This window comes from Streptomyces sp. NPDC003943 (genome assembly GCF_053605265.1).
Map to the genome: position 1 here is coordinate 1 of NZ_JBSGIW010000118.1, position 19,527 is coordinate 19,527.

A 19,527-nucleotide genomic window follows, 5' to 3' on the forward strand; every position below is an offset into this window, starting at 1 on the left:
CACCAGGTTCCGGGGCCGCCCCTTCAGCCGTTCAGGCTCAGCGCAGCGTCACGTCACGCTTCCTTGGAGAGGTTCGGGCCGCCGCCCGCCGCCTCCACCGGAGGGACGTCCGGCAGGGCCGACTTCTCCTCGCCGCGGAAGGTGAACTTGCGCTCCTCGCCCTCGCCCTCCGTGTCCACGACCACGATGTGGCCGGGGCGCAGCTCGCCGAAGAGGATCTTCTCCGAGAGGGTGTCCTCGACCTCGCGCTGGATCGTCCGGCGCAGCGGCCGGGCGCCCATGACCGGGTCGTAACCCTTCTTGGCGAGGAGCTCCTTCGCGGACTGGGAGAGCTCGATGCCCATGTCCCGGTCCTTCAGGCGCTCGTCGACGCGGCTGATCATCAGGTCGACGATCTTGAGGATGTCCTCCTGCGTCAGCTGCGGGAAGACGATGATGTCGTCGACACGGTTGAGGAACTCCGGGCGGAAGTGCTGCTTCAGCTCGTCGCTGACCTTCGCCTTCATCCGCTCGTAGTTCGACTTCGTGTCGCCCTGGGCCGCGAAGCCGAGGTTGAAGCCCTTCGAGATGTCCCGGGTCCCGAGGTTGGTCGTCATGATGATGACCGTGTTCTTGAAGTCCACGACCCGGCCCTGGGAGTCGGTCAGGCGACCGTCCTCCAGGATCTGGAGAAGGGAATTGAAGATATCGGGGTGGGCCTTCTCGACCTCGTCGAAGAGGACCACGGAGAACGGCTTGCGGCGCACCTTCTCGGTGAGCTGGCCGCCCTCTTCGTAGCCCACGTACCCGGGCGGGGAACCGAAGAGACGGGAAACCGTGTGCTTCTCGCTGAACTCCGACATGTCGAGGGAGATCATCGCGTCCTCGTCGCCGAAGAGGAATTCGGCGAGCGCCTTGGACAGCTCGGTCTTACCGACACCGGACGGGCCGGCGAAGATGAACGAGCCACCGGGGCGCTTCGGGTCCTTCAGACCGGCTCGCGTCCGCCGGATGGCGCGCGAGAGGCCGATGACCGCGTCGTTCTGACCGATGACGCGCTTGTGGAGCTCTTCCTCCATGCGGAGCAGACGCGAGGACTCCTCCTCGGTCAGCTTGAAGACCGGGATGCCGGTGGCGGTCGCGAGGACCTCGGCGATCAGCTCGCCGTCGACCTCGGCGACGACGTCCATGTCGCCGGCCTTCCACTCCTTCTCCCGCTTGGCCTTCGCGGCGAGGAGCTGCTTCTCCTTGTCGCGCAGGGACGCGGCCTTCTCGAAGTCCTGCGAGTCGATCGCGGACTCCTTGTCCCGGCGGACGGCGGCGATCTTCTCGTCGAACTCGCGGAGGTCCGGCGGCGCGGTCATCCGGCGGATGCGCATCCGGGAGCCGGCCTCGTCGATCAGGTCGATCGCCTTGTCCGGCAGGAAGCGGTCGGAGATGTAGCGGTCGGCCAGGGTCGCGGCCTGGACGAGGGCCTCGTCCGTGATGGAGACCCGGTGGTGGGCCTCGTAGCGGTCGCGCAGACCCTTGAGGATCTCGATCGTGTGCGGCAGCGACGGCTCGGCGACCTGGATGGGCTGGAAGCGGCGCTCGAGGGCGGCGTCCTTCTCCAGGTACTTGCGGTACTCGTCGAGGGTGGTGGCACCGATGGTCTGGAGCTCACCGCGGGCCAGCATCGGCTTGAGGATGCTGGCGGCGTCGATCGCGCCCTCGGCGGCGCCCGCACCCACGAGGGTGTGGAGCTCGTCGATGAACAGGATGATGTCGCCGCGGGTGCGGATCTCCTTGAGGACCTTCTTCAGGCGCTCCTCGAAGTCACCGCGGTAGCGGGAGCCGGCGACCAGCGCGCCGAGGTCCAGGGTGTAGAGGTGCTTGTCCTTGAGGGTCTCGGGCACCTCGCCCTTGACGATGGCCTGGGCCAGGCCCTCGACGACCGCCGTCTTGCCGACGCCGGGCTCGCCGATGAGGACCGGGTTGTTCTTGGTCCGGCGGGACAGCACCTGCATGACCCGCTCGATCTCCTTCTCGCGCCCGATGACCGGGTCGAGCTTGGACTCGCGGGCCGCCTGGGTGAGGTTGCGGCCGAACTGGTCGAGGACCAGGGACGTCGAGGGCGTGCCCTCGGCAGGGCCGCCGGCGGTGGCGGCTTCCTTGCCCTGGTAGCCGGAGAGCAGCTGGATGACCTGCTGCCGGACCCGGTTGAGATCGGCGCCCAGCTTCACGAGCACCTGGGCGGCGACGCCCTCGCCCTCGCGGATCAGGCCGAGCAGGATGTGCTCGGTGCCGATGTAGTTGTGGCCGAGCTGGAGGGCCTCGCGGAGCGACAGCTCCAGGACCTTCTTGGCACGAGGAGTGAAGGGGATGTGCCCGGACGGGGCCTGCTGGCCCTGGCCGATGATCTCCTCCACCTGCTGGCGGACCGCCTCGAGCGAAATCCCGAGGCTCTCCAGGGCCTTAGCGGCGACACCCTCACCCTCGTGGATAAGGCCCAGGAGGATGTGCTCGGTGCCGATGTAGTTGTGGTTGAGCATCCGGGCTTCTTCCTGAGCCAGGACGACAACCCGCCGCGCGCGGTCGGTGAACCTCTCGAACATCGTTAATCGCTCCTCAGAGCGGTCAGTCAGTTAGGGGTCGATCCCCTCCCTGTCCTTCCGCAGCTTAGTCCCGCAAGCGGGGACCGCTCATTCCAACTGCCGACATCCGTCCGGATCACCCCCTCAGTTCTTGGGGAGACCGCCTGCCGAACAGCCGACAAATGCTCCAACTCGATGGTGCGAGACGATGTTCCCGCAGGCCAAGCTGTTACCCGCGCCTTCAGTACGCCGATGGCGAACGTGAGACGCTTCTTGCCCGCGAGACGCCCCTCCTCACATGGAATGTCTTACCCGTAAGCAGTGACACTCCATGCGGCGCACCCCGGTTCCCTCCGCTACGGGCGAACAACCTTGCGCGCTCGAATGCGTCCTTACGCCCCCATCATGGACACGCGGCGCTCCCGATCAAGGACCGAGCGTGACCAAAGACGGCCCGGCGGCGTTCCCCCGGTATGCCCTTCACCGTGCCCTCGCCTCGTGCGCCGCTCGACGGCGGCACGGCGCCGGTGGCGACCGCGGCGGATTGGTACGAGCGGGAGCTCGGCTGGGCGACGGTGGCGGGGCCTCCGCTGCAGCTTGTGACGGGGCTGCGGTTCGACGCCCTGGAGCTGCCCGCCGAGGCCGGTCGTGGCGTGCTGCGCCGGGCGGGCGTGGCCACCGGTCCCGTGGCGCTCATGGGGCGCCGGATGCGGCTGCTCGTGGCCGCGGGGAGCGCGGAGGAGCTGCCGGGGCTGCTCGACTGGCTGGACTGGGGCGGGATCTCACTGGATCTGGCGATGCTCGGCGCCGACGGCCGGATGACCGCCCCCGTCCCGCCGGGATGGCCGGCCACCGGTCGTACCGGCTCCGGCACGGGCCGGTCCGGCGCCGCCGCGGTGTGGCTGAGGGCCCCTGAGCCGGGGCGCGAGGTCGAGTCCTCGCTGCCGGCCCTGTGGCCCTCGAACCGGGATGTCGCGGACGGCGTCCCCTGCCTGGTGCGGCTCGTGGCCGCCGCCGCAGCGGAATGCCACCGGGTGCGACTGCTGAGTGCTGTCCGGGCCCACCGGCCGGAGCCGGGGGCGGGGACGGCCGCTCAGCAGCGAGCCGCGCGCTGACGACCCGGCCGACGGCTCAGCCGACGGCTCAGCGGTTGGCGTCCTCGTAGGCCGCCTTGATGTCGGCGGGCACGCGGCCGCGGTCGTTCACGTTGTAGCCGTTCTCCTTGGCCCACGCGCGGATCTTCGCGGTGTCCGGGCTGCCGGCGGAGGCCACGACGCGGCCCTTGCCACGGGTGCCGGCGCTGCGACCGCCGGTGCGACGGCCACTCTTGGCGTACGGCTCGAGCAGGCTGCGGAGCTTGTCCGCGTTGGCGGTGGTGAGGTCGATCTCGTAGGACTTGCCGTCCAGAGCGAACGTCACGGTCTCGTCCGCCTCGCCGCCGTCGAGGTCGTCGACAAGAAGGACCTGAACCTTCTGTGCCACCGGATTTCCCTTCATCGAAAATGCAGTACGCGGAAAGGAAACCGCTTTTCCCGGAAAAACACAAACCCCTGGGAGAGGTTCAGAACCCTGGGAACGCGGGAAACGTGCGCGATTCGGACATAGGAGCTCCGATCCGCGCGCGGCTCACAGGTGCAGAAGCATCCGGCTGTTGCCCAAGGTGTTCGGCTTCACTCGTTCGAGTCCGAGGAACTCCGCGACTCCCTCGTCATAGGAACGCAGGAGCTCGCTGTAGACATCTCCGTCGATCGGAGTCTCCCCGATCTCGGTGAAGCCGTGCTTCGCGAAGAAGTCGACTTCGAAGGTGAGGCAGAAAACCCGGCGTACACCGAGCCACCGTGCGGTGTGCAGCAACTTGTCGAGCACCTGATGCCCCACTCCGGCGCCCTTGAAGTCGGGATCGACCGCGAGCGTGCGCACTTCGGCGAGGTCTTCCCACATCACGTGCAGGGCGCCGCAGCCGACGACCGTGGCGTCCTCGTCGCGTTCGGCGACCCAGAACTCCTGGATGTCCTCGTAAAGGGTCACATTGGCCTTGTCGAGGAGGATGCCGCGCCGGATGTAGGGGTCGACGAGCCGGCGCAGGGCGGGGACGTCGGAGGTGCGGGCCCGGCGCACCGTCACTGCATTGGTGGAAGCGGATGACATGGGGGGACGTTATCGCCCGGGCTCCGCGGTTCCCCCGCCCCCCTCGGCGGTTTCGGCTGGTGCGGGGGCCGCGGCCGGGTCGGGGGTGTCCCGCTGGGCGATACGGATCGCGTCGTTCAGCGCCTCGCGCTGTTCGGGCGACATCATCCCGAAGAACGCGACGAGGGCCGCGGCCGGGTTGTCGCTCTGCGCCCATGCCTCGTTCATCAGGGCGGCCGAGTAGGCGGCCCGCGTGGAGACCGCCGTATATCGATAGGCGCGGCCTTCGACTTCCCTGCGCACCCAGCCCTTCTGATGGAGATTGTCCAATACGGTCATGACGGTGGTGTAGGCGATGGACCGTTCCTGCTGGAGATCCTCCAGGACTTCCCGGACGGTCACCGGCCGGTTCCATTGCCAGACGCGGGTCATGACGGCGTCTTCCAGCTCTCCCAATGGACGGGGCACAATGCCACCTTAGTGCGAGATCACCGCATACAGGTCTTTTGGTGGAGAAAACGCCCTGGAAGATGCAAAAAGGACGCACGGCCTGGCGGTGGCCGTACGTCCTCGGGGCATGCGGACCCGTTACGAGGCGGCGGCGCCGCCCTGCTGCTGCGCGGCCTCGGCGCGGGCGAGGGCGGCGTCCACGGCCGCGTCCTCCTTGGCCTTGTTCGGCCCGCCCTGGCTCTTGACGATCGTGACGACGAGGCCGATGAAGAACGCGGCCATCACGATGGGGGGCAGGAGCGCGGATACGTAGTCCATGGCGTCCAGAGTAGCTATCCGGCCGCGCGTTCCTCGGGCGGGGGCGGCGGTACGGGGCGGCGCGGCGGGAACACCTCGGACGGCTTGGGCGCCGGGCGTCCGCCGGGCACGGGCGGCTTGGAGCCGGGGGTGGCCGGCTTGGCGGGCGCGGGCGGCCTGGGTCCCTGGCCCTTGTCGTCGGCGGCCGCGCGTCCGCCGGGCAGCGCGAGCAGCCGGACGCGCGGGGCGGGCGCGGGGACCAGCGGGGTGCGCGCCTGGGCCTGGGCGACGCGGGCGAGGCGGGCCTTGACGGATCGTTCCGCCAGGACCTGGCAGCGGGCGAGCAGCGCCGCCGCGGCCGGGTTGCCGCGCAGCGCCCGCAGCGCGGCCAGGTCCTCCGCCTGAGGGTCGTACCCGGTGGCCAGGGCGTCCTGGAGCAGCTCCAGATAGCCGGCCAGCGAGCCGGGCAGGGCCTGGCGGTAGCGGACCAGGTCGGCGAGGAGGAAGGCGCGCAGCCGGCCGGCCTCGCGCACCGCCTCGTCCACGGAATCGGCCAGGCGCAGGCAGTCCTGGACGTCGTCGTCCGGCAGGGGGGCAGGGTTGAGTGCGGTGGCGAGGGCGCGGCGGAGCACGCGCAGCTCGTCCGCGCTGAACGCCATGCCGCCGCGGGGTCCGTAGGGCGTGGGCATGGCCCGACGATACGCGCTAATCGGACAAATCTGCCGCTTTTCGATCTTCCCGGGCGGGTCGGTGCCCGCCCCGTGGGAGCCCCGGGCCCTACTGCCGCGCCACGTTCCGCTCGTACACCATCCGCAGGCCGATCAGGGTCAGCCACGGCTCGTGCGCGTCGATCTCCTTCGAGTCGGCGAGCACCATCGGCGCCAGACCGCCCGTCGCGATCACGGTCACGTCCGACGGGTCCCCGTCCGGGCCGACCAGCTCGCGCTTCATCCGCGCGACGACGCCGTCCACCTGGCCCGCGTACCCGAAGACGATGCCGGACTGCATGGCCTCGACCGTGTTCTTGCCGATGACGCTGCGCGGGCGGGCCAGCTCGATCTTGCGGAGCATGGCGCCCTTCACGCCCAGCGCCTCGACGGAGATCTCGATGCCCGGGGCGATCGCGCCGCCCGCGTACTCGCCGCGCCGGGTGACCGCGTCGTACGTCGTCGCCGTGCCGAAGTCGACGACGATCGCCGGGCCGCCGTACAGCTCGACGGCCGCGACCGAGTTGATGATGCGGTCGGCGCCGACCTCCTTGGGGTTGTCCGTGAGGACCGGGACGCCCGTCTTGACGCCCGGCTCGACGAGGACGGCCTGGACGTCGCCGTAGTAGCGGCGGGTCACCTCGCGCAGTTCGTGCAGCACCGAGGGGACCGTCGCGCAGATCGCGATCCCCCCGACGCCGTCGCTCAGCTCGGCGCCGAGCAGGGGATGCATGCCCATGAGGCCCTGCAACAGGACCGCCCACTCGTCGGCGGTGCGGCTCGGGTCGGTCGAGATCCGCCAGTGCTCGACGATCTCGTCGCCGTCGAAGAGCCCGAGCACCGTCTGCGTGTTGCCGACGTCGATGGTGAGCAGCATCAGGCGTCGACCTCGCGCAGGTCCAGGCCGATGTCGAGGATCGGGGAGGAGTGGGTGAGGCCGCCCACCGCGAGGTAGTCGACGCCGGTGGCCGCGTAGGCCGCCGCGTTCTCCAGGGTGAGCCGGCCGGAGGACTCCAGAGCCGCCCGGCCGGCGACCAGGGCGACCGCCTCCTCGGTCTCCACCGGCGTGAAGTTGTCGAGCAGGATCAGGTCGGCGCCCGCGTCGAGGACCTCCCGGACCTGGTGCATCGTGTCGACCTCGACCTCGATCGCCAGGTCCGGGAACTGCTCCCGCACGGCCTTGAACGCCTGCGCCACGCCGCCGGCCGCCACCACGTGGTTGTCCTTGACCAGGGCCGCGTCCGACAGCGACATGCGGTGGTTGACGCCGCCGCCGCAGCGCACCGCGTACTTCTCCAGGGCGCGCAGACCCGGGGTGGTCTTGCGGGTGTCGCGGACCTTCGCGCCGGTGCCCTCCAGGGCGTCGGCCCACCTGCGGGTGGCGGTGGCGATGCCGGAGAGGCGGCACAGGAGGTTCAGGGCACTGCGCTCGCCGGTGAGCAGGTCCCGGGTGCGGGCGGTGACGCTGAGCAGCTTCTGGCCGGCCTCGACCCGGGCGCCGTCCTCGACGTGCCGCTCGACCTCGAACTCGTCGGTGCAGACGATGGAGAGCACCGCCTCGGCGACCCGCAGGCCGGCCACCGTGCCGGCCTCGCGGGCGGTGAAGTCGGCGGTCGCGACGGCGTCCTCGGGGACGGTCGCCACGGTCGTCACGTCCACGCCGCCGTCGAGGTCCTCGGCGATGGCCAGGTGGGCGATGTCCTCGACCTGGACCGGGTCGAGGCCGGCGTCGGCGAGCAGCTCGGCGAGCGCCGGGTCGAGCCCGCACTCGAACTCGTCGGCCTCGCCGCAGCCGCAGCCGTCGCCGCAGCCGCCGGCCGGCTCGGCCGGGGCGTTGATCTGGATCAGGGGGACGTCCACGGGCGTCGGACGGGCTTCCTCGGGCGTGCTCACGACTGCTGCTCCCTGGGTGCGTCGGGGGTTACGGGGGTGCCCGCCTCGGGGGTGACGGGCGGGAAGTCTGCGGTGGCGGTACGGGTGACCGCCAGGCTCCGGTCGGGCGTCAGGCGTACGACGAGATGCCGCCGCCACGCCGCGTCGTCCCGGTCGGCGTGGTCCTCGCGCCAGTGGCAGCCGCGGGTCTCGGCGCGCTCGCGCGCGGCGGCCACCAGGACCCGGGCGACGCACAGCAGGTTGGTGGTCTCCCAGGAGTCGACGCCCGGCTCGGCGGCCTTGCGCCCGTCCTCCGCGCCCTGCCGCAGCCCTTCGAGGGCGTCGGCCGCCTCGGCCAGGCTCGCGGCGGAGCGCAGCACGCCCGCGCCCCGGGTCATGGTCCGCTGGATCTCTCGGCGGGCCTCGGGGGTGAGCAGGGTCAGCACGGTGGTCGTGTCGTCGACGACCGGGGTGCCCTCGCGGTGCGGGCCGTGCGCGGCGATGTCGGCGACGATCCGCTCGGCGAAGACCAGGCCCTCCAGGAGCGAGTTCGAGGCGAGGCGGTTGGCGCCGTGCACGCCGGTGCAGGCGACCTCACCGCACGCGTACAGGCCGGGCACGGTGGTGCGGCCGTGCAGGTCGGTGCGGACGCCGCCGGAGGCGTAGTGGGCGGCCGGGGCGACCGGGATCGGCTCGGTGACCGGGTCGATGCCGTGCGCCCGGCAGGCGGCCAGGATGGTCGGGAAGCGCTGCTCCCACATCTCGGCGCCGAAGTGCCGGGCGTCGAGGTACATGTGCTCGGCGTCCTGCTCCTGCATCCGGCGCGTGATCGCCTTGGCGACGATGTCACGGGGCGCCAGCTCGGCAAGCTCGTGCTGCCCGAGCATGAAGCGGACCCCGTCGGCGTCGACGAGATGGGCGCCCTCGCCCCGTACCGCCTCGGAGACCAGCGGCTGCTGGCCCTCGGAGCCGGCGCCGAGGAACAGCACCGTCGGGTGGAACTGGACGAACTCCAGGTCGGAGATCTCGGCCCCGGCGCGCAGCGCGAGGGCGACGCCGTCGCCGGTGGAGACGGACGGGTTGGTGGTCGCGGAGAACACCTGGCCCATGCCGCCGGTGGCGAGGACCACGGCGGGGGCGTGGACGGCGCCGACGCCGTCGTGCTGGCCCTCGCCCATCACGTGCAGGGTGACGCCGGCCGTGCGGCCGGCGTCGTCCTTGAGCAGGTCGAGCACGAGGGCGTGCTCGATGGTGCGCACGCCCCGCGCCCGTATCGCCTCGACCAGCGCGCGGGAGATCTCGGCGCCGGTCGCGTCGCCGCCGGCGTGCGCGATCCGGCGGCGGTGGTGGCCGCCCTCGCGGGTCAGCGCGATCGCGCCGTCGGCGGTCAGGTCGAAGGCGGCGCCCGTCTCGATGAGCCGGCGCACGGCGTCGGGGCCCTCGGTGACCAGGGCGCGCACGGCCTGCGTGTCGCAGAGCCCGGCGCCGGCCACGAGGGTGTCGTCGAGGTGCTGCTCCGGGGTGTCGCCCTCACCGAGCGCGGCGGCGACGCCGCCCTGCGCCCAGCGGGTGGAACCGGCGTCCAGCAGCGCCTTGGTGACGACCACGGTGCGCAGCCCGGCGGCCGTGCACCGCAGGGCAGCGGTCAGACCTGCGATGCCGGAGCCGACCACGACGACGTCGGCGTCGATCGACCAGCCGGGGGCGGGCGCGTGCAGCCGTATTCCGGTCACTTGGCAACTCCGATCACTTCGCTGCTCCGATCACTTCGTGGCTCCGAAGGTCAGGGGGATGTTGTCGATGAGCCGCGTGGTCCCCACCCGCGCGGCGACGGCGAGGATCGCCTCGCCGTCGTGTCCGTCGGCGACGTCCGTGAAGTCGGCCGGGTCGACCAGGGCCAGGTAGTCCAGGGTGAGCGGCGGCTGGGCCTTCCCCGCGTCGTCGAGCACGGCGAGGGCCGCGGCCCGTACGGCGTCGGCGCCCCCGGCCTCGGCCGCCTGGGCGACCGCGTGGGCGTCGGCGGCGGCCCGGGCCTCGCCGAGCCGGGACAGCGCCTCGGCGCGGGTCTCGCCCCGCCCCTGGGCGCCGGGCAGGGACTCGGCGCGGGCGCGCAGCGCCTCCTGGGCGGCGAGCCGGTCGCGGGCCGCGAACAGGGCGCGGGACAGCGCGAGGGCCGTACGGCGCTCCGCTGCGGACAGGTAGCGGTTGCGGCTGGACAGGGCGAGGCCGTCGGCCTCACGGACCGTCGGCACGCCGACGATCTCGACCGGGAAGTTCAGGTCGCGGACCATCCGGCGGATCAGGGCCAGCTGCTGGGCGTCCTTCTGGCCGAAGAAGGCCAGGTCGGGCGCGGTGAGGTGGAGGAGCTTGGCGACGACGGTGAGCATTCCGTCGAAGTGGCCGGGCCGGGAGGCGCCCTCCAGGCGCTCGCCCATGGGGCCCGCGGTGATCCGCACCTGCGGCTCTCCGCCCGGGTAGACCTCGTCGACGGCCGGGGCGAAGACGGCGTCGGCGCCGGCCTCCTCGGCGACCGCCAGGTCGGCCTCCAGGGTGCGCGGATAGCGGTCGAGGTCCTCGCCCGCGCCGAACTGCAGCGGGTTGACGAAGACGGTGACGACGACGGTCCCGTCGGCGCCGACCCGCTCGCGGGCGGCCCGGACCAGGGTGGCGTGGCCGTCGTGGAGGGCGCCCATGGTCATGACCACGGCGCGGCGGCCCTCGCCCCCCTTCAGGGCGCGGAGCTCGGCGGCCGTACGGACCGGGGTGAGAGTCATCGGTGGTCGTCCTTCTCGGCGAGCACGCCCAACAGGTCCTCGGCCAGCTCGGGCTTGAGCAGGCCGTGCGCGAGCGCCCGGTCGGCGGTGGCGCGCGCCATCGCGAGATAGCCGGCGACGGTGCCGGGCGCGTGCTTGTGCAGCTCGGCGACGTGCGCGGCGACGGTGCCCGCGTCGCCGCGGGCGACCGGGCCGGTGAGGGCCGCGTCGCCGGACCGCAGCGCGTTGTCCAGGGCCGCGCCGAGCAGCGGGCCGAGCATCCGGTCCGGGGCGGCGACCCCGGCCGCGCGCAGCAGCTCCATGGCCTGGGCCACCAGGGTGACCAGGTGGTTCGCGCCGAGGGCGAGGGCCGCGTGGTAGAGCGGCCGGTTCTCCTCGGCGATCCACTCGGGCTCGCCGCCCATCTCGATCACCAGGGCCTCGGCGGCCAGCCGCAGCTCCTCGGGGGCGGTGACGCCGAAGGAGCAGCCGGCGAGCCGCTGGACGTCCACGGAGGTGCCGGTGAAGGTCATGGCCGGGTGCAGCGCGAGCGGCAGCGCGCCGGCCCGCCGGGCCGGGTCGAGGACTCGCACCCCGTACCGCCCGGAGGTGTGCACGAGGAGCTGCCCGGGCCGCACGGCGCCGGTCTCGGCGAGGCCCTCGACGAGACCGGGCAGGGCGTCGTCGGGAACGGTGAGCAGGACCAGGTCCGCCAGCGCGAGCACCTGGGCCGGCTCGACGACGGGCACGTCGGGGAGCAGGACCGCGGCGCGGCGGCGGGAGGCGTCGGAGACCGCCGAGACGGCGACCGGGCGGTGTCCGGCGAGCTGGAGGGCGGCGGCGAGCGCGGGGCCCACGCGGCCGGCGCCGACGACTCCGACGGTGAGCCGGGCGGGGCGGTCCTCGGCGCGGTCCGCGTGCCGGGGGTGCGCCGTGGGCTCGGCGGGCTCGGGTGGTGGTGCGTTCACTGTTCGGATCGGCCTTCCGTTCCAGTCCGCGGGGGGTACCGGACGATTTCTGGTCATGCTACGCCAGCGTTTCGACGCCATCTCGCGGGCTGTCCACAGGGTGTGGGCGGCGGTATGACGATCAGACCGGGGCTGGGGATAACTCCATGGAGGGGAAGCTGTCCATGCCCCATGATCGGGCCATGGACATGGAACAGCAGGGCGCCGAGGAGCACGTGCGCGAGCAGCAGGACGGTCAGGGGGAGGGTCCGGGGCAGGAGCAGGAGCTGCCCGACCGGGTCCACCGGGCCCGGGTGTGGGGCGGCGCCCCGCGCAAGCTGCAGGACGCCTCGCCGGACGGCACCGTGGCCGAGCGGCTGCGCGAGCTGGCCGACTGGGCCGCCACCACGCCGTACGCGGACCAGCCCGTCGACACGTACGGCGACCTGGTCGTCGAGGAGCTGGAGCAGCGGGTCGCGGCGGAGCTGGGCTTCCCGGCGGCGGCCTTCTTCCCCACCGGCACCATGGCCCAGCAGGTCGCGCTGCGCAGCTGGGCCGGCCGCACCGGCAACGCGGTCGTCGCGCTGCACCCGCTCGCCCACCCGGAGGGGCACGAGAACGACGCCTTCGGCACCGTGAGCGGACTGCGCACGATCCACCCGACGGGCGAGCCCCGGCTGCCCACGGCCGACGAGGTGCGCGACCTGCCGGAGCCGTTCGGGGCGCTGATGGTGGAGCTGCCGCTGCGCGAGGCGGGCTTCGTCCTGCCCACCTGGGACGAGCTCGTCGAGGTCGTCGAGGCGGCCCGGGAGCGGGACGCGGTGGTCCACTTCGACGGGGCCCGGCTGTGGGAGTGCACGACCCACTTCGGCCGGAGCCTGCCGGAGATCGCGGGCCTCGCGGACAGTGTGTACGTGTCGTTCTACAAGTCGCTGGGCGGCATGTCGGGCGCGGCCCTGGCCGGCCCCGAGGAGCTGGTGGCGGAGGCCAAGCTGTGGCGCCACCGGTACGGCGGCCAGATCTTCTCGCAGTACCCGGCGGCCCTCTCCGCCCTGCGCGGCCTGGACACGGAGCTGCCCGCACTGCCCTCGTACGTGGCACACGCGCGCGTCGTCGCGGAGGCGCTGCGCGAGGCGTTCACGGAAGCGGGCGTCGCCTGGTTCCGGGTCCACCCCGGGATACCCCAGACCCACCAGTTCCAGGTCTGGCTCCCGTACGCCCCGGACGCCCTCACGGCAGCCGCCCTCTCCCTCACCGAGGAGACCGGAACCACCCTCTTCCGCCGCTGGTTCCCCGCCCCCGTGGGCGGCCCGCCGGGCATCGCGATGACGGAGGTGACGGTGAGCGCGCCGGGCCTGACGTGGACGAAGGAGGACGTGAAGGAGGCGGCGCGGGACTTCCTGGCGCGGGTGGCCGGCTAGCCGGCCGTCGGCCGGGGGCGGCGGTGGAGGGCCGCGCGCAGCGCGAGGCGGATGCGGCCCCGGGCCGGGCGGCCCGCCAGGACCGCTTCGAAGCGACGGTGGTCGCGGGCCGCCCGCAGCACGGCGAGGTCGTGGGTGCCGGGCGCGGGCGGGGCAGCCTCGCCCTGCTGAGCGGACCGGTAGGCGTCGAAGAGGTACTGGTGGAGTGCGTTCATGGGCTCACCGTGCGCCCGGCGGTCCCGCGGCCGCCCGTCGATTGACGGTCCTCGTCAAATGGGACGACAGCACCCCCGCCGGACCCCGCACCATGGACCGGTGAGCGTGAGCATCGACATCACCGGACTGCCGCACGAGCGGATCACCTTCTGCCCGTCGCCCCTCGCCGAGCTGGGCAACGCCCTGCACGCGCTGGCCGAGCCGGGGCACCACCCCCGGCAGCACGCGTGGACGGCGGCGACCGCCGCCGCGCTGAAGCCGGCGCTGGCCGACCGGCTGCACGAGGCGGACTTCATGTGGCGGTCGACGCGGTCCGACTTCCTCCTGCCCGCGCAGCCGCGCGAGACGCTCGCGGAGGAGCTCGACGACCTCGACCGGATGGACGACGAGAAGTTCGTCGGCTCCGCCCTGGAGATCTCGTGCAGCAACAGCCACTACGGCCGCGGCCTGCCCTCGCCGCTGGTCGACGCGCGGTCCCGGCGCCGCGCGCTCGACCTGGCGGCGGCGCGCGGCCCGCGCCAGGCCGCGTTCGTCGAGCGGATGCTGGCCGACCCGGCGGGCACCCGCGCCTGGATCCGCCGGCTCCTGGAGGACTGCGAGGAGGCGTTCTTCGGCGACACGTGGCGCCGGGTCCGCATCCAGCTCGCCGCCGACGCCCGCCACAAGGGCGAGCTGCTCCGCCGCAAGGGCCTGGCCGAGGCGCTGGCCGACGCCTCCCCGGCGATGAGCCTGGAGGAGGACGCCCACGGCACCCGGATCGTCATCGACAAGCTGGTGCAGGGCCGGGCCGAGGCACAGGGCCGGGCCGTCACGCTCATCCCGACCGTGTTCGGCTGGCCGCACCTGCTCGCCATCTACGCGCCCGGCTGGCAGCCCGTCATCCAGTACCCGGCGGCGAACCGCGAGATCGGCGGCACGGAGCCCATCGAAAGCGTGAAGGCGCGCCTGGAGGCGCTTGCCCACCCCATGCGGATGAGCCTGTGCCGCAACCTGGCGCGCGGCCCGTACACGACGAGCGAGCTGGCCGACGCGTACGCCATCAGCGCCCCCGAGGTCTCCCGTCACCTCTCCGTCCTGAAGAAGGCCGGACTCCTCACCACCCAGCGCCGGGGCCGCTATGTGCTGCACCAGCTGGACTTCTCCGTGGTCGCCCGGCTCGGCAGCGACTTCCTGGAGTCCGTCCTGCGCTGATCCCGGCCCGTCGACCCGGCCCGTCTGCCCGGCCCGTCCACCCCGCGCGACTAGTCGAAGCGGATGTGCGAGAGGCCGATCCGGATCCGGCGCAGCCGGTGGCGCAGCGGGCCGTCCGTGTTCGGCGCGATCCGCAGGCCGGCGAGCCCGGCGATCCGGTCGGCGACCTCCGGGACGCTCAGCTCGTCCGTACGGATGTGGTCGGCGAACTCCGGTCCGGCCAGGGCGGCCAGGCAGCCGTCCAGTTTCCGCACGGCGAAGCTCTCCCGCTTCAGCCCGCGCCCGAGGCCCCGCTCGGTGAGCCGCCGCAGCACCGTCTCGCGCTCCGCGAGCAGCGCGAAGTGCCGGACCCGGGCCTCGCCGTGCGCGTCCCGCAGCCGGCCGACGATCTCGGCGAAGTACGCGGGCTCGACGAGGGTCATCGGCACGAGCACGGGGCCGCCGTGCCGTCGCAGCGCCAGGTCCAGGACCTCGTACACGCCCCGGCGCCAGGCGGCGAGGTCCTGGAAGTCTTCCCGCAGGCCGGGCGGCAGGGTGCGGTGCAGGCCGAAGCCGATGTGTTCCGGGTCGCAGACGACACTGCCCGGCAGGCGGCGCCGCAGCTCGTACGCGGTCTGGGTCTTGCCGCCGCCGAACGGCCCGTTGATCCAGAGCAGCACGTCAGCGCCCGCCGCCCGCCCGCACCAGCCCGGTCTCGTAGGCGAGGACCACGACCTGCACCCGGTCGCGCAGGTCCAGCTTGGTGAGGATGCGGCCCACATGCGTCTTCACGGTCGCCTCGGACAGCACCAGCCTGGCGGCGATCTCGCCGTTCGACAGGCCCTGCGCGACCAGGAGCATCACCTCGCGCTCGCGCTCGGTCAGCTTGCCGACCGCGCTGTCGGCGGATCGCGCCTCCCGGCCCGTCGACGGCAGCATCGGCGAGAAGCGGTCGAGCAGGCGGCGGGTGGTGGACGGGGCCACCACCGCGTCGCCGCTGTGCACCGAGCGGATCGCGCCGAGCAGCTCGCCCGGCGGCACGTCCTTCAGCATGAAGCCGCTGGCGCCCGCCTTCAGCCCGGAGAACGCGTACTCGTCGAGGTCGAAGGTGGTCAGGATCAGCACCTTCGGCGCGTCCGGCTCGGCGCAGATCCGGCGGGTCGTCTCCACCCCGTCCAGCTTGGGCATGCGCACGTCCATGAGGACCACGTCGACCTCCGCGGACCGCAGGACCTGCAGCGCCTCCACGCCGTCACCGGCCTCCGCCACGACCTCCATGTCCGGCTGGGCGGCGAGCACCATGCGGAAACCGGTGCGCAGCAGCGCCTGGTCGTCGACGAGCATCACGCGGATGGACATGGAGATCCTTAAAGGTCGTCAGTGAGCGGTCTTGAGGGGGAGCAGGGCGCTGATGCGGAAGCCGCCGCCGGGGCGCGGACCGGCGTCCAGGGTGCCGCCGACCATGCCGACCCGCTCCCGCATGCCGATCAGGCCGTGGCCGCGGCCGTCGGCGCCGCCGTCCTCGTACATCTCCTGCGGCGCCCCCCGTCCGTCGTCCTCGACGAGCAGCCCGAGGCCGTCGTCGAAGTAGACGAGCCGGACGCTCGCGCCGGCGTCGGGGCCGCCGTGCTTGCGGGTGTTGGTGAGGGCTTCCTGCACGATCCGGTACGCGGTGAGCTCGACGCCGCTGGGCAGCGGGCGCGGGGTGCCCTCGATCCTGAAGTCGATCGCGAGCCCGGTGCCGCGGACCTGCTCGACCAGGTCCTCGATCTGCTTGACGTCCGGCTGGGGCACGTACTCCCCCGCCTCCTGGTGTTCTCCGGTGCGCAGGATGCCGAGCAGCCGCCGCATCTCGGCGAGCGCCTGCCGGCCGGTGGAGGAGATGGTCTCCAGGGCCTGCTTGGCGGTCTCGGGCGAGGAGTCCATGACGTAGGCGGCGCCGTCCGCCTGCACCACCATCACGGACACGTTGTGGGCGACGACGTCGTGCAGCTCGCGGGCGATCCGGGCGCGCTCGGCGGCGACCGCGACCTTCGCCTGCGCCTCGCGCTCCTGCTCCAGGCGCGAGGCCCGCTCCTCCAGCTGCGCGAAATAGGCGCGGCGGGTGCGCAGGGAGTCGCCGAGGACCCAGGCGAGCGCGAACGGCACGGTCATGATCACGACGAAGAAGACGGTGCCGGCGGAGGAACGCGACGCCTCCACCGGCCAGCGCAGCTGGGACAGCAGGGCCGCGCTCAGCCCGCCGGCGAGCGCGAGCCGGGAGGCCCAGCGGGGGCCGTCGTGCGCCGCGACCGTGTAGATGATCACGAGCATGGCGAAGTCGGACATGAACGGGATGATCCCGAGCGCCAGCTGGGCGATCCCGAGCACGAGCGCGAGCAGCAGCATCTTCTCCGGCATGCGCCGGCGCAGCGCGACGACCAGCGAGAACAGCGCGGCCACGACCCCGTACGCGAGGGGCTGGCCGATCCTCGGGGAGGACGTGTCCACCCAGAGCGCGGACATCCCGAAGAGGACGACGGCCCAGAAGGCGTCGACGCCCGTCGGGTGTCTGCGGAGGAAGTCGTAGAGGCGCTGCACACAGCAAAGCGTAGGGAAGAGAGATAGGTGCAGGGGTCAACCGTGGGTCCCATCCTTGCGCTGCGGCACCTACTCCCCAAGGTGGAGACTGGGGCACGTGACGGACGAGGCAACGGACGAGGCAGCGGCCCGGGCGACGGACGGGACGGGTGAGTGGCAGGGGTGGCGGGCGGCCATGGAGCGCGCCCTGTACGGCCCCGGCGGCTTCTTCCTGCGCCCCGAGGGCCCGGCCGGCCACTTCCGTACGTCGGTGCACGCCTCGCCGCTCTTCGCCGGCGCCGTCGCCCGGCTGCTCGTCTCGACCGCCGAGGAGCTGGACACCGACGAGGTCGACTTCGTGGACGTCGGCGCCGGACGCGGCGAGCTGATCACCGGCGTGCTCGCCGCCGCGCCGCCGGACCTGCGGATCCGGGCGTACGGCATCGAGCGCGCCGCCCGGCCGGACGGTCTCGACCCGCGGGTCACCTGGACCGACCGGATCCCGGCGGGCGGGGTGCGCGGGCTGCTCTTCGCCAACGAGTGGCTCGACAACGTGCCGGTCGACGTCGCGCTGGTCGACGAGGACGGGACCGTCCGGTACGTGATGGTCCGCGCCGACGGTACGGAACGGCCCGGCGCGCTCGTCACCGGCGCCGACGCCGAGTGGCTGGACCGCTGGTGGCCGCTGCGCGAACCGGGCGAGCGCGCCGAGATCGGCCGCCCCCGGGACGCCGCCTGGGCGGCGGCCGTCGGCTCCCTCGCGGCGGGCACGGCGATCGCCGTGGACTACGCCCACCTCCGCGCGTCCCGTCCCCTCTTCGGCACCCTCACCGCCTTCCGGGCCGGCCGCGAGCTCCCCCCGGCCCCGGACGGCAGCCGCGACCTGACCGCCCACGTGGCCCTGGACGCCTGCGCGGCCGCCGTGCCGTCCGTCGACACCGAGCTGCTGACCCAGCGCGAGGCGCTGCACGGGCTCGGCGTGACCGGCACCCGCCCGCCCCTCTCCCTCGCCTCGACCGACCCGGCCGGCTACGTCCGCGCCCTCGCCTCGGCGGGCGAGGCGGCGGAGCTGACCGCGGTGGGCGGGCTCGGCGACTTCCTCTGGCTCGTCCAGCGGGTCCAGGAGGTCCAGCGGGTCCAGGAGGTCCAGGGGGATCGGGAGGCGCAGGGGGTGCGGGAGGCACAGGGGGCCCAGCGGGTCCCGGGTGATTCGGGGCACGGGGGATACTGAGCGGCATGACGGAGACGACGGTCGGCATCGGCGGCGCGGCGGAGAGCACCGACATGGTGCTGAACATCGGGCCGCAGCATCCCTCCACGCACGGAGTGCTCCGGCTGAAGCTGGTGCTCGACGGCGAGGTGGTGCGCGAGGCCGAGCCGGTCATCGGATACATGCACCGCGGGGCCGAGAAGCTGTTCGAGGCGCGGGACTACCGCCAGATCATCATGCTGGCCAACCGGCACGACTGGCTGTCCGCGTTCTCCAACGAGCTCGGCGTGGTCATGGCCGTCGAGCGGATGCTGGGCATGGAGGTGCCGGAGCGGGCCGTGTGGACGCGGACCCTGCTCGCCGAGCTGAACCGGGTCCTCAACCACCTGATGTTCCTCGGCTCGTACCCGCTCGAACTGGGCGGTATCACTCCGGTCTTCCACGCCTTCCGCGAGCGCGAGGAGCTCCAGGCCGCGATGGAGGAGGTGTCCGGCGGCCGCATGCACTACATGTTCAACCGGGTCGGCGGCCTCAAGGAGGACCTGCCGGCGGGCTGGCTGGGACGGGCGCGGCAGGCCGTCGCGGACGTGCGGTCGCGGATGGACGTGTACGACCGGCTGGTGCTCGGCAACGAGATCTTCCGCGGCCGGACCCGCGGGGTCGGGGTGCTGCGCCCGGAGACCGTGCACGCGTACGGGGTGTCGGGGCCGATCGCCCGCGCCTCCGGCGTCGACTTCGACCTGCGCCGGGACGAGCCGTACCTCGCGTACGGGGAGCTGGCGGACGTGCTGCGGGTGGTGACGCGGTCGGAGGGCGACTGCCTGGCCCGCTTCGAGTGCCTGCTCGACCAGACGCACAACTCCCTGGACCTGGCCGACGCCTGCCTGGACCGGCTCGACCAGCTGCCGCAGGGGCCGATCAACCAGCGCCTGCCGAAGGTCCTCAAGGCGCCGGAGGGCCACACCTACGCCTGGACCGAGAACCCGCTCGGCATCAACGGCTACTACCTCGTCTCCAAGGGCGAGAAGACCCCGTACCGGCTCAAGCTGCGCTCGGCGTCGTACAACAACATCCAGGCGCTGGTCGAACTGCTGCCGGGGACGCTGGTCGCGGACATGGTGGCGATCCTGGGGTCGATGTTCTTCGTCGTGGGTGACATCGACAAGTAGGCACGTACGCGGAAGGCGCCGGCGGATTGTGGTCCGCCGGCGCCCTCCCCCTTAGTTGGTGGCCAACCAAGTTTAAA

At 72.7% G+C, this 19,527-nt stretch carries 20 protein-coding genes; 5 read left to right on the forward strand and 15 right to left on the reverse strand.

Features of this window, described 5'->3' with window-relative positions; genetic code table 11:
- Positions 1-53 precede the first annotated feature (53 nt).
- Positions 54-2,573, reverse strand: coding sequence for an ATP-dependent Clp protease ATP-binding subunit (locus tag ACWEV0_RS32445; protein WP_453153306.1), 2,520 nt, complete (start codon positions 2,571-2,573; stop codon positions 54-56).
- Between the two features lie 452 nt (positions 2,574-3,025).
- Between ACWEV0_RS32445 and ACWEV0_RS32450 the strand changes: the two genes are divergently transcribed.
- Positions 3,026-3,667 (forward strand): SCO3374 family protein, encoded by a 642-nt coding sequence (locus ACWEV0_RS32450; RefSeq protein WP_453153307.1) that lies wholly within the window; start codon positions 3,026-3,028, stop codon positions 3,665-3,667.
- A gap of 28 nt (positions 3,668-3,695) precedes the next feature.
- Here ACWEV0_RS32450 and ACWEV0_RS32455 read toward each other — a convergent pair whose 3' ends face one another.
- The 10 genes from ACWEV0_RS32455 to ACWEV0_RS32500 all read right to left on the reverse strand — a co-directional run bounded on the left by ACWEV0_RS32455 (position 3,696) and on the right by ACWEV0_RS32500 (position 11,726).
- Entirely contained in the window at positions 3,696-4,034 is a 339-nt protein-coding gene (locus tag ACWEV0_RS32455; protein ID WP_403793704.1) for a histone-like nucleoid-structuring protein Lsr2, read from the reverse strand.
- 144 nt (positions 4,035-4,178) lie between these two features.
- On the reverse strand, positions 4,179-4,700 hold the full coding sequence (locus tag ACWEV0_RS32460; RefSeq protein WP_403793706.1) for an amino-acid N-acetyltransferase: 522 nt from the start codon (positions 4,698-4,700) through the stop codon (positions 4,179-4,181).
- Between the two features lie 9 nt (positions 4,701-4,709).
- Positions 4,710-5,147: a BlaI/MecI/CopY family transcriptional regulator gene (locus ACWEV0_RS32465; RefSeq protein ID WP_453153308.1), complete on the reverse strand. Its 438-nt coding sequence runs from the start codon at positions 5,145-5,147 to the stop codon at positions 4,710-4,712.
- A gap of 120 nt (positions 5,148-5,267) precedes the next feature.
- Complete coding sequence (locus tag ACWEV0_RS32470) at positions 5,268-5,447, reverse strand: hypothetical protein (protein ID WP_451609579.1); 180 nt, start codon at positions 5,445-5,447, stop codon at positions 5,268-5,270.
- Positions 5,448-5,461: 14 nt separating this feature from the next.
- Positions 5,462-6,085, reverse strand: coding sequence for a hypothetical protein (locus ACWEV0_RS32475; RefSeq protein WP_453153322.1), 624 nt, complete (start codon positions 6,083-6,085; stop codon positions 5,462-5,464).
- 118 nt (positions 6,086-6,203) lie between these two features.
- Positions 6,204-7,010 (reverse strand): type III pantothenate kinase, encoded by an 807-nt coding sequence (locus tag ACWEV0_RS32480; RefSeq protein WP_453153309.1) that lies wholly within the window; start codon positions 7,008-7,010, stop codon positions 6,204-6,206.
- Positions 7,010-8,026, reverse strand: coding sequence for a carboxylating nicotinate-nucleotide diphosphorylase (gene nadC, locus ACWEV0_RS32485; protein ID WP_453153311.1), 1,017 nt, complete (start codon positions 8,024-8,026; stop codon positions 7,010-7,012). Before nadC ends, ACWEV0_RS32480 begins: the two co-directional genes overlap by 1 nt.
- On the reverse strand, positions 8,023-9,738 hold the full coding sequence (locus tag ACWEV0_RS32490; protein WP_453153312.1) for an L-aspartate oxidase: 1,716 nt from the start codon (positions 9,736-9,738) through the stop codon (positions 8,023-8,025). The genes nadC and ACWEV0_RS32490 overlap by 4 nt, the downstream gene beginning before the upstream one ends.
- 30 nt (positions 9,739-9,768) lie before the next feature.
- A complete protein-coding gene (gene panC, locus ACWEV0_RS32495) occupies positions 9,769-10,779 on the reverse strand; it encodes a pantoate--beta-alanine ligase (protein WP_453153313.1) in 1,011 nt (336 codons plus the stop codon).
- Positions 10,776-11,726, reverse strand: a complete 951-nt coding sequence (locus tag ACWEV0_RS32500; protein ID WP_453153314.1) for a Rossmann-like and DUF2520 domain-containing protein — start codon at positions 11,724-11,726, stop codon at positions 10,776-10,778. The genes panC and ACWEV0_RS32500 overlap by 4 nt, the downstream gene beginning before the upstream one ends.
- Positions 11,727-11,908: 182 nt before the next feature.
- On the opposite strand from ACWEV0_RS32500, the gene ACWEV0_RS32505 reads away from it, so the two are divergent.
- Positions 11,909-13,126: a threonine aldolase family protein gene (locus tag ACWEV0_RS32505; RefSeq protein WP_453153315.1), complete on the forward strand. Its 1,218-nt coding sequence runs from the start codon at positions 11,909-11,911 to the stop codon at positions 13,124-13,126.
- Here ACWEV0_RS32505 and ACWEV0_RS32510 read toward each other — a convergent pair.
- Positions 13,123-13,341 (reverse strand): hypothetical protein, encoded by a 219-nt coding sequence (locus ACWEV0_RS32510; RefSeq protein WP_453153316.1) that lies wholly within the window; start codon positions 13,339-13,341, stop codon positions 13,123-13,125. The genes ACWEV0_RS32505 and ACWEV0_RS32510 overlap by 4 nt on opposite strands.
- 100 nt (positions 13,342-13,441) lie before the next feature.
- On the opposite strand from ACWEV0_RS32510, the gene ACWEV0_RS32515 reads away from it, so the two are divergent.
- Positions 13,442-14,533, forward strand: a complete 1,092-nt coding sequence (locus tag ACWEV0_RS32515) for a DUF5937 family protein (protein ID WP_453153317.1) — start codon at positions 13,442-13,444, stop codon at positions 14,531-14,533.
- Positions 14,534-14,583: 50 nt separating this feature from the next.
- Here the strand turns inward: ACWEV0_RS32515 and ACWEV0_RS32520 are convergent, their stop codons facing one another.
- The 3 genes from ACWEV0_RS32520 to ACWEV0_RS32530 are packed head-to-tail and all read right to left on the reverse strand — an operon-like array spanning position 14,584 to position 17,092.
- Positions 14,584-15,192 (reverse strand): AAA family ATPase, encoded by a 609-nt coding sequence (locus tag ACWEV0_RS32520; RefSeq protein ID WP_453153318.1) that lies wholly within the window; start codon positions 15,190-15,192, stop codon positions 14,584-14,586.
- A gap of 1 nt (position 15,193) precedes the next feature.
- On the reverse strand, positions 15,194-15,871 hold the full coding sequence (locus tag ACWEV0_RS32525; RefSeq protein ID WP_453153319.1) for a response regulator: 678 nt from the start codon (positions 15,869-15,871) through the stop codon (positions 15,194-15,196).
- An 18-nt stretch (positions 15,872-15,889) separates the two neighbouring features.
- Entirely contained in the window at positions 15,890-17,092 is a 1,203-nt protein-coding gene (locus ACWEV0_RS32530; RefSeq protein ID WP_453153320.1) for a sensor histidine kinase, read from the reverse strand.
- A 97-nt stretch (positions 17,093-17,189) separates the two neighbouring features.
- On the opposite strand from ACWEV0_RS32530, the gene ACWEV0_RS32535 reads away from it, so the two are divergent.
- Together ACWEV0_RS32535 and ACWEV0_RS32540 are read left to right on the forward strand one after the other, a co-directional pair.
- Entirely contained in the window at positions 17,190-18,302 is a 1,113-nt protein-coding gene (locus tag ACWEV0_RS32535) for an SAM-dependent methyltransferase (RefSeq protein WP_453153321.1), read from the forward strand.
- Positions 18,303-18,307: 5 nt separating this feature from the next.
- Complete coding sequence (locus tag ACWEV0_RS32540; protein ID WP_403793724.1) at positions 18,308-19,450, forward strand: NADH-quinone oxidoreductase subunit D; 1,143 nt, start codon at positions 18,308-18,310, stop codon at positions 19,448-19,450.
- Positions 19,451-19,527 lie beyond the last annotated feature (77 nt).

Coding starts and splice junctions, on each gene's coding strand:
- ACWEV0_RS32445 (WP_453153306.1), bottom strand. CDS start 2,573: ATGTTCGAGAGGTTCACCGACCGCGCGCGGCGGGTTGTCGTCCTGGCT.
- ACWEV0_RS32450 (WP_453153307.1), top strand. CDS start 3,026: ATGCCCTTCACCGTGCCCTCGCCTCGTGCGCCGCTCGACGGCGGCACG.
- ACWEV0_RS32460 (WP_403793706.1), bottom strand. CDS start 4,700: ATGTCATCCGCTTCCACCAATGCAGTGACGGTGCGCCGGGCCCGCACC.
- ACWEV0_RS32470 (WP_451609579.1), bottom strand. CDS start 5,447: ATGGACTACGTATCCGCGCTCCTGCCCCCCATCGTGATGGCCGCGTTC.
- ACWEV0_RS32475 (WP_453153322.1), bottom strand. CDS start 6,085: ATGGCGTTCAGCGCGGACGAGCTGCGCGTGCTCCGCCGCGCCCTCGCC.
- ACWEV0_RS32480 (WP_453153309.1), bottom strand. CDS start 7,010: ATGCTGCTCACCATCGACGTCGGCAACACGCAGACGGTGCTCGGGCTC.
- panC (WP_453153313.1), bottom strand. CDS start 10,779: ATGACTCTCACCCCGGTCCGTACGGCCGCCGAGCTCCGCGCCCTGAAG.
- ACWEV0_RS32505 (WP_453153315.1), top strand. CDS start 11,909: ATGGACATGGAACAGCAGGGCGCCGAGGAGCACGTGCGCGAGCAGCAG.
- ACWEV0_RS32510 (WP_453153316.1), bottom strand. CDS start 13,341: ATGAACGCACTCCACCAGTACCTCTTCGACGCCTACCGGTCCGCTCAG.
- ACWEV0_RS32525 (WP_453153319.1), bottom strand. CDS start 15,871: ATGTCCATCCGCGTGATGCTCGTCGACGACCAGGCGCTGCTGCGCACC.
- ACWEV0_RS32540 (WP_403793724.1), top strand. CDS start 18,308: ATGACGGAGACGACGGTCGGCATCGGCGGCGCGGCGGAGAGCACCGAC.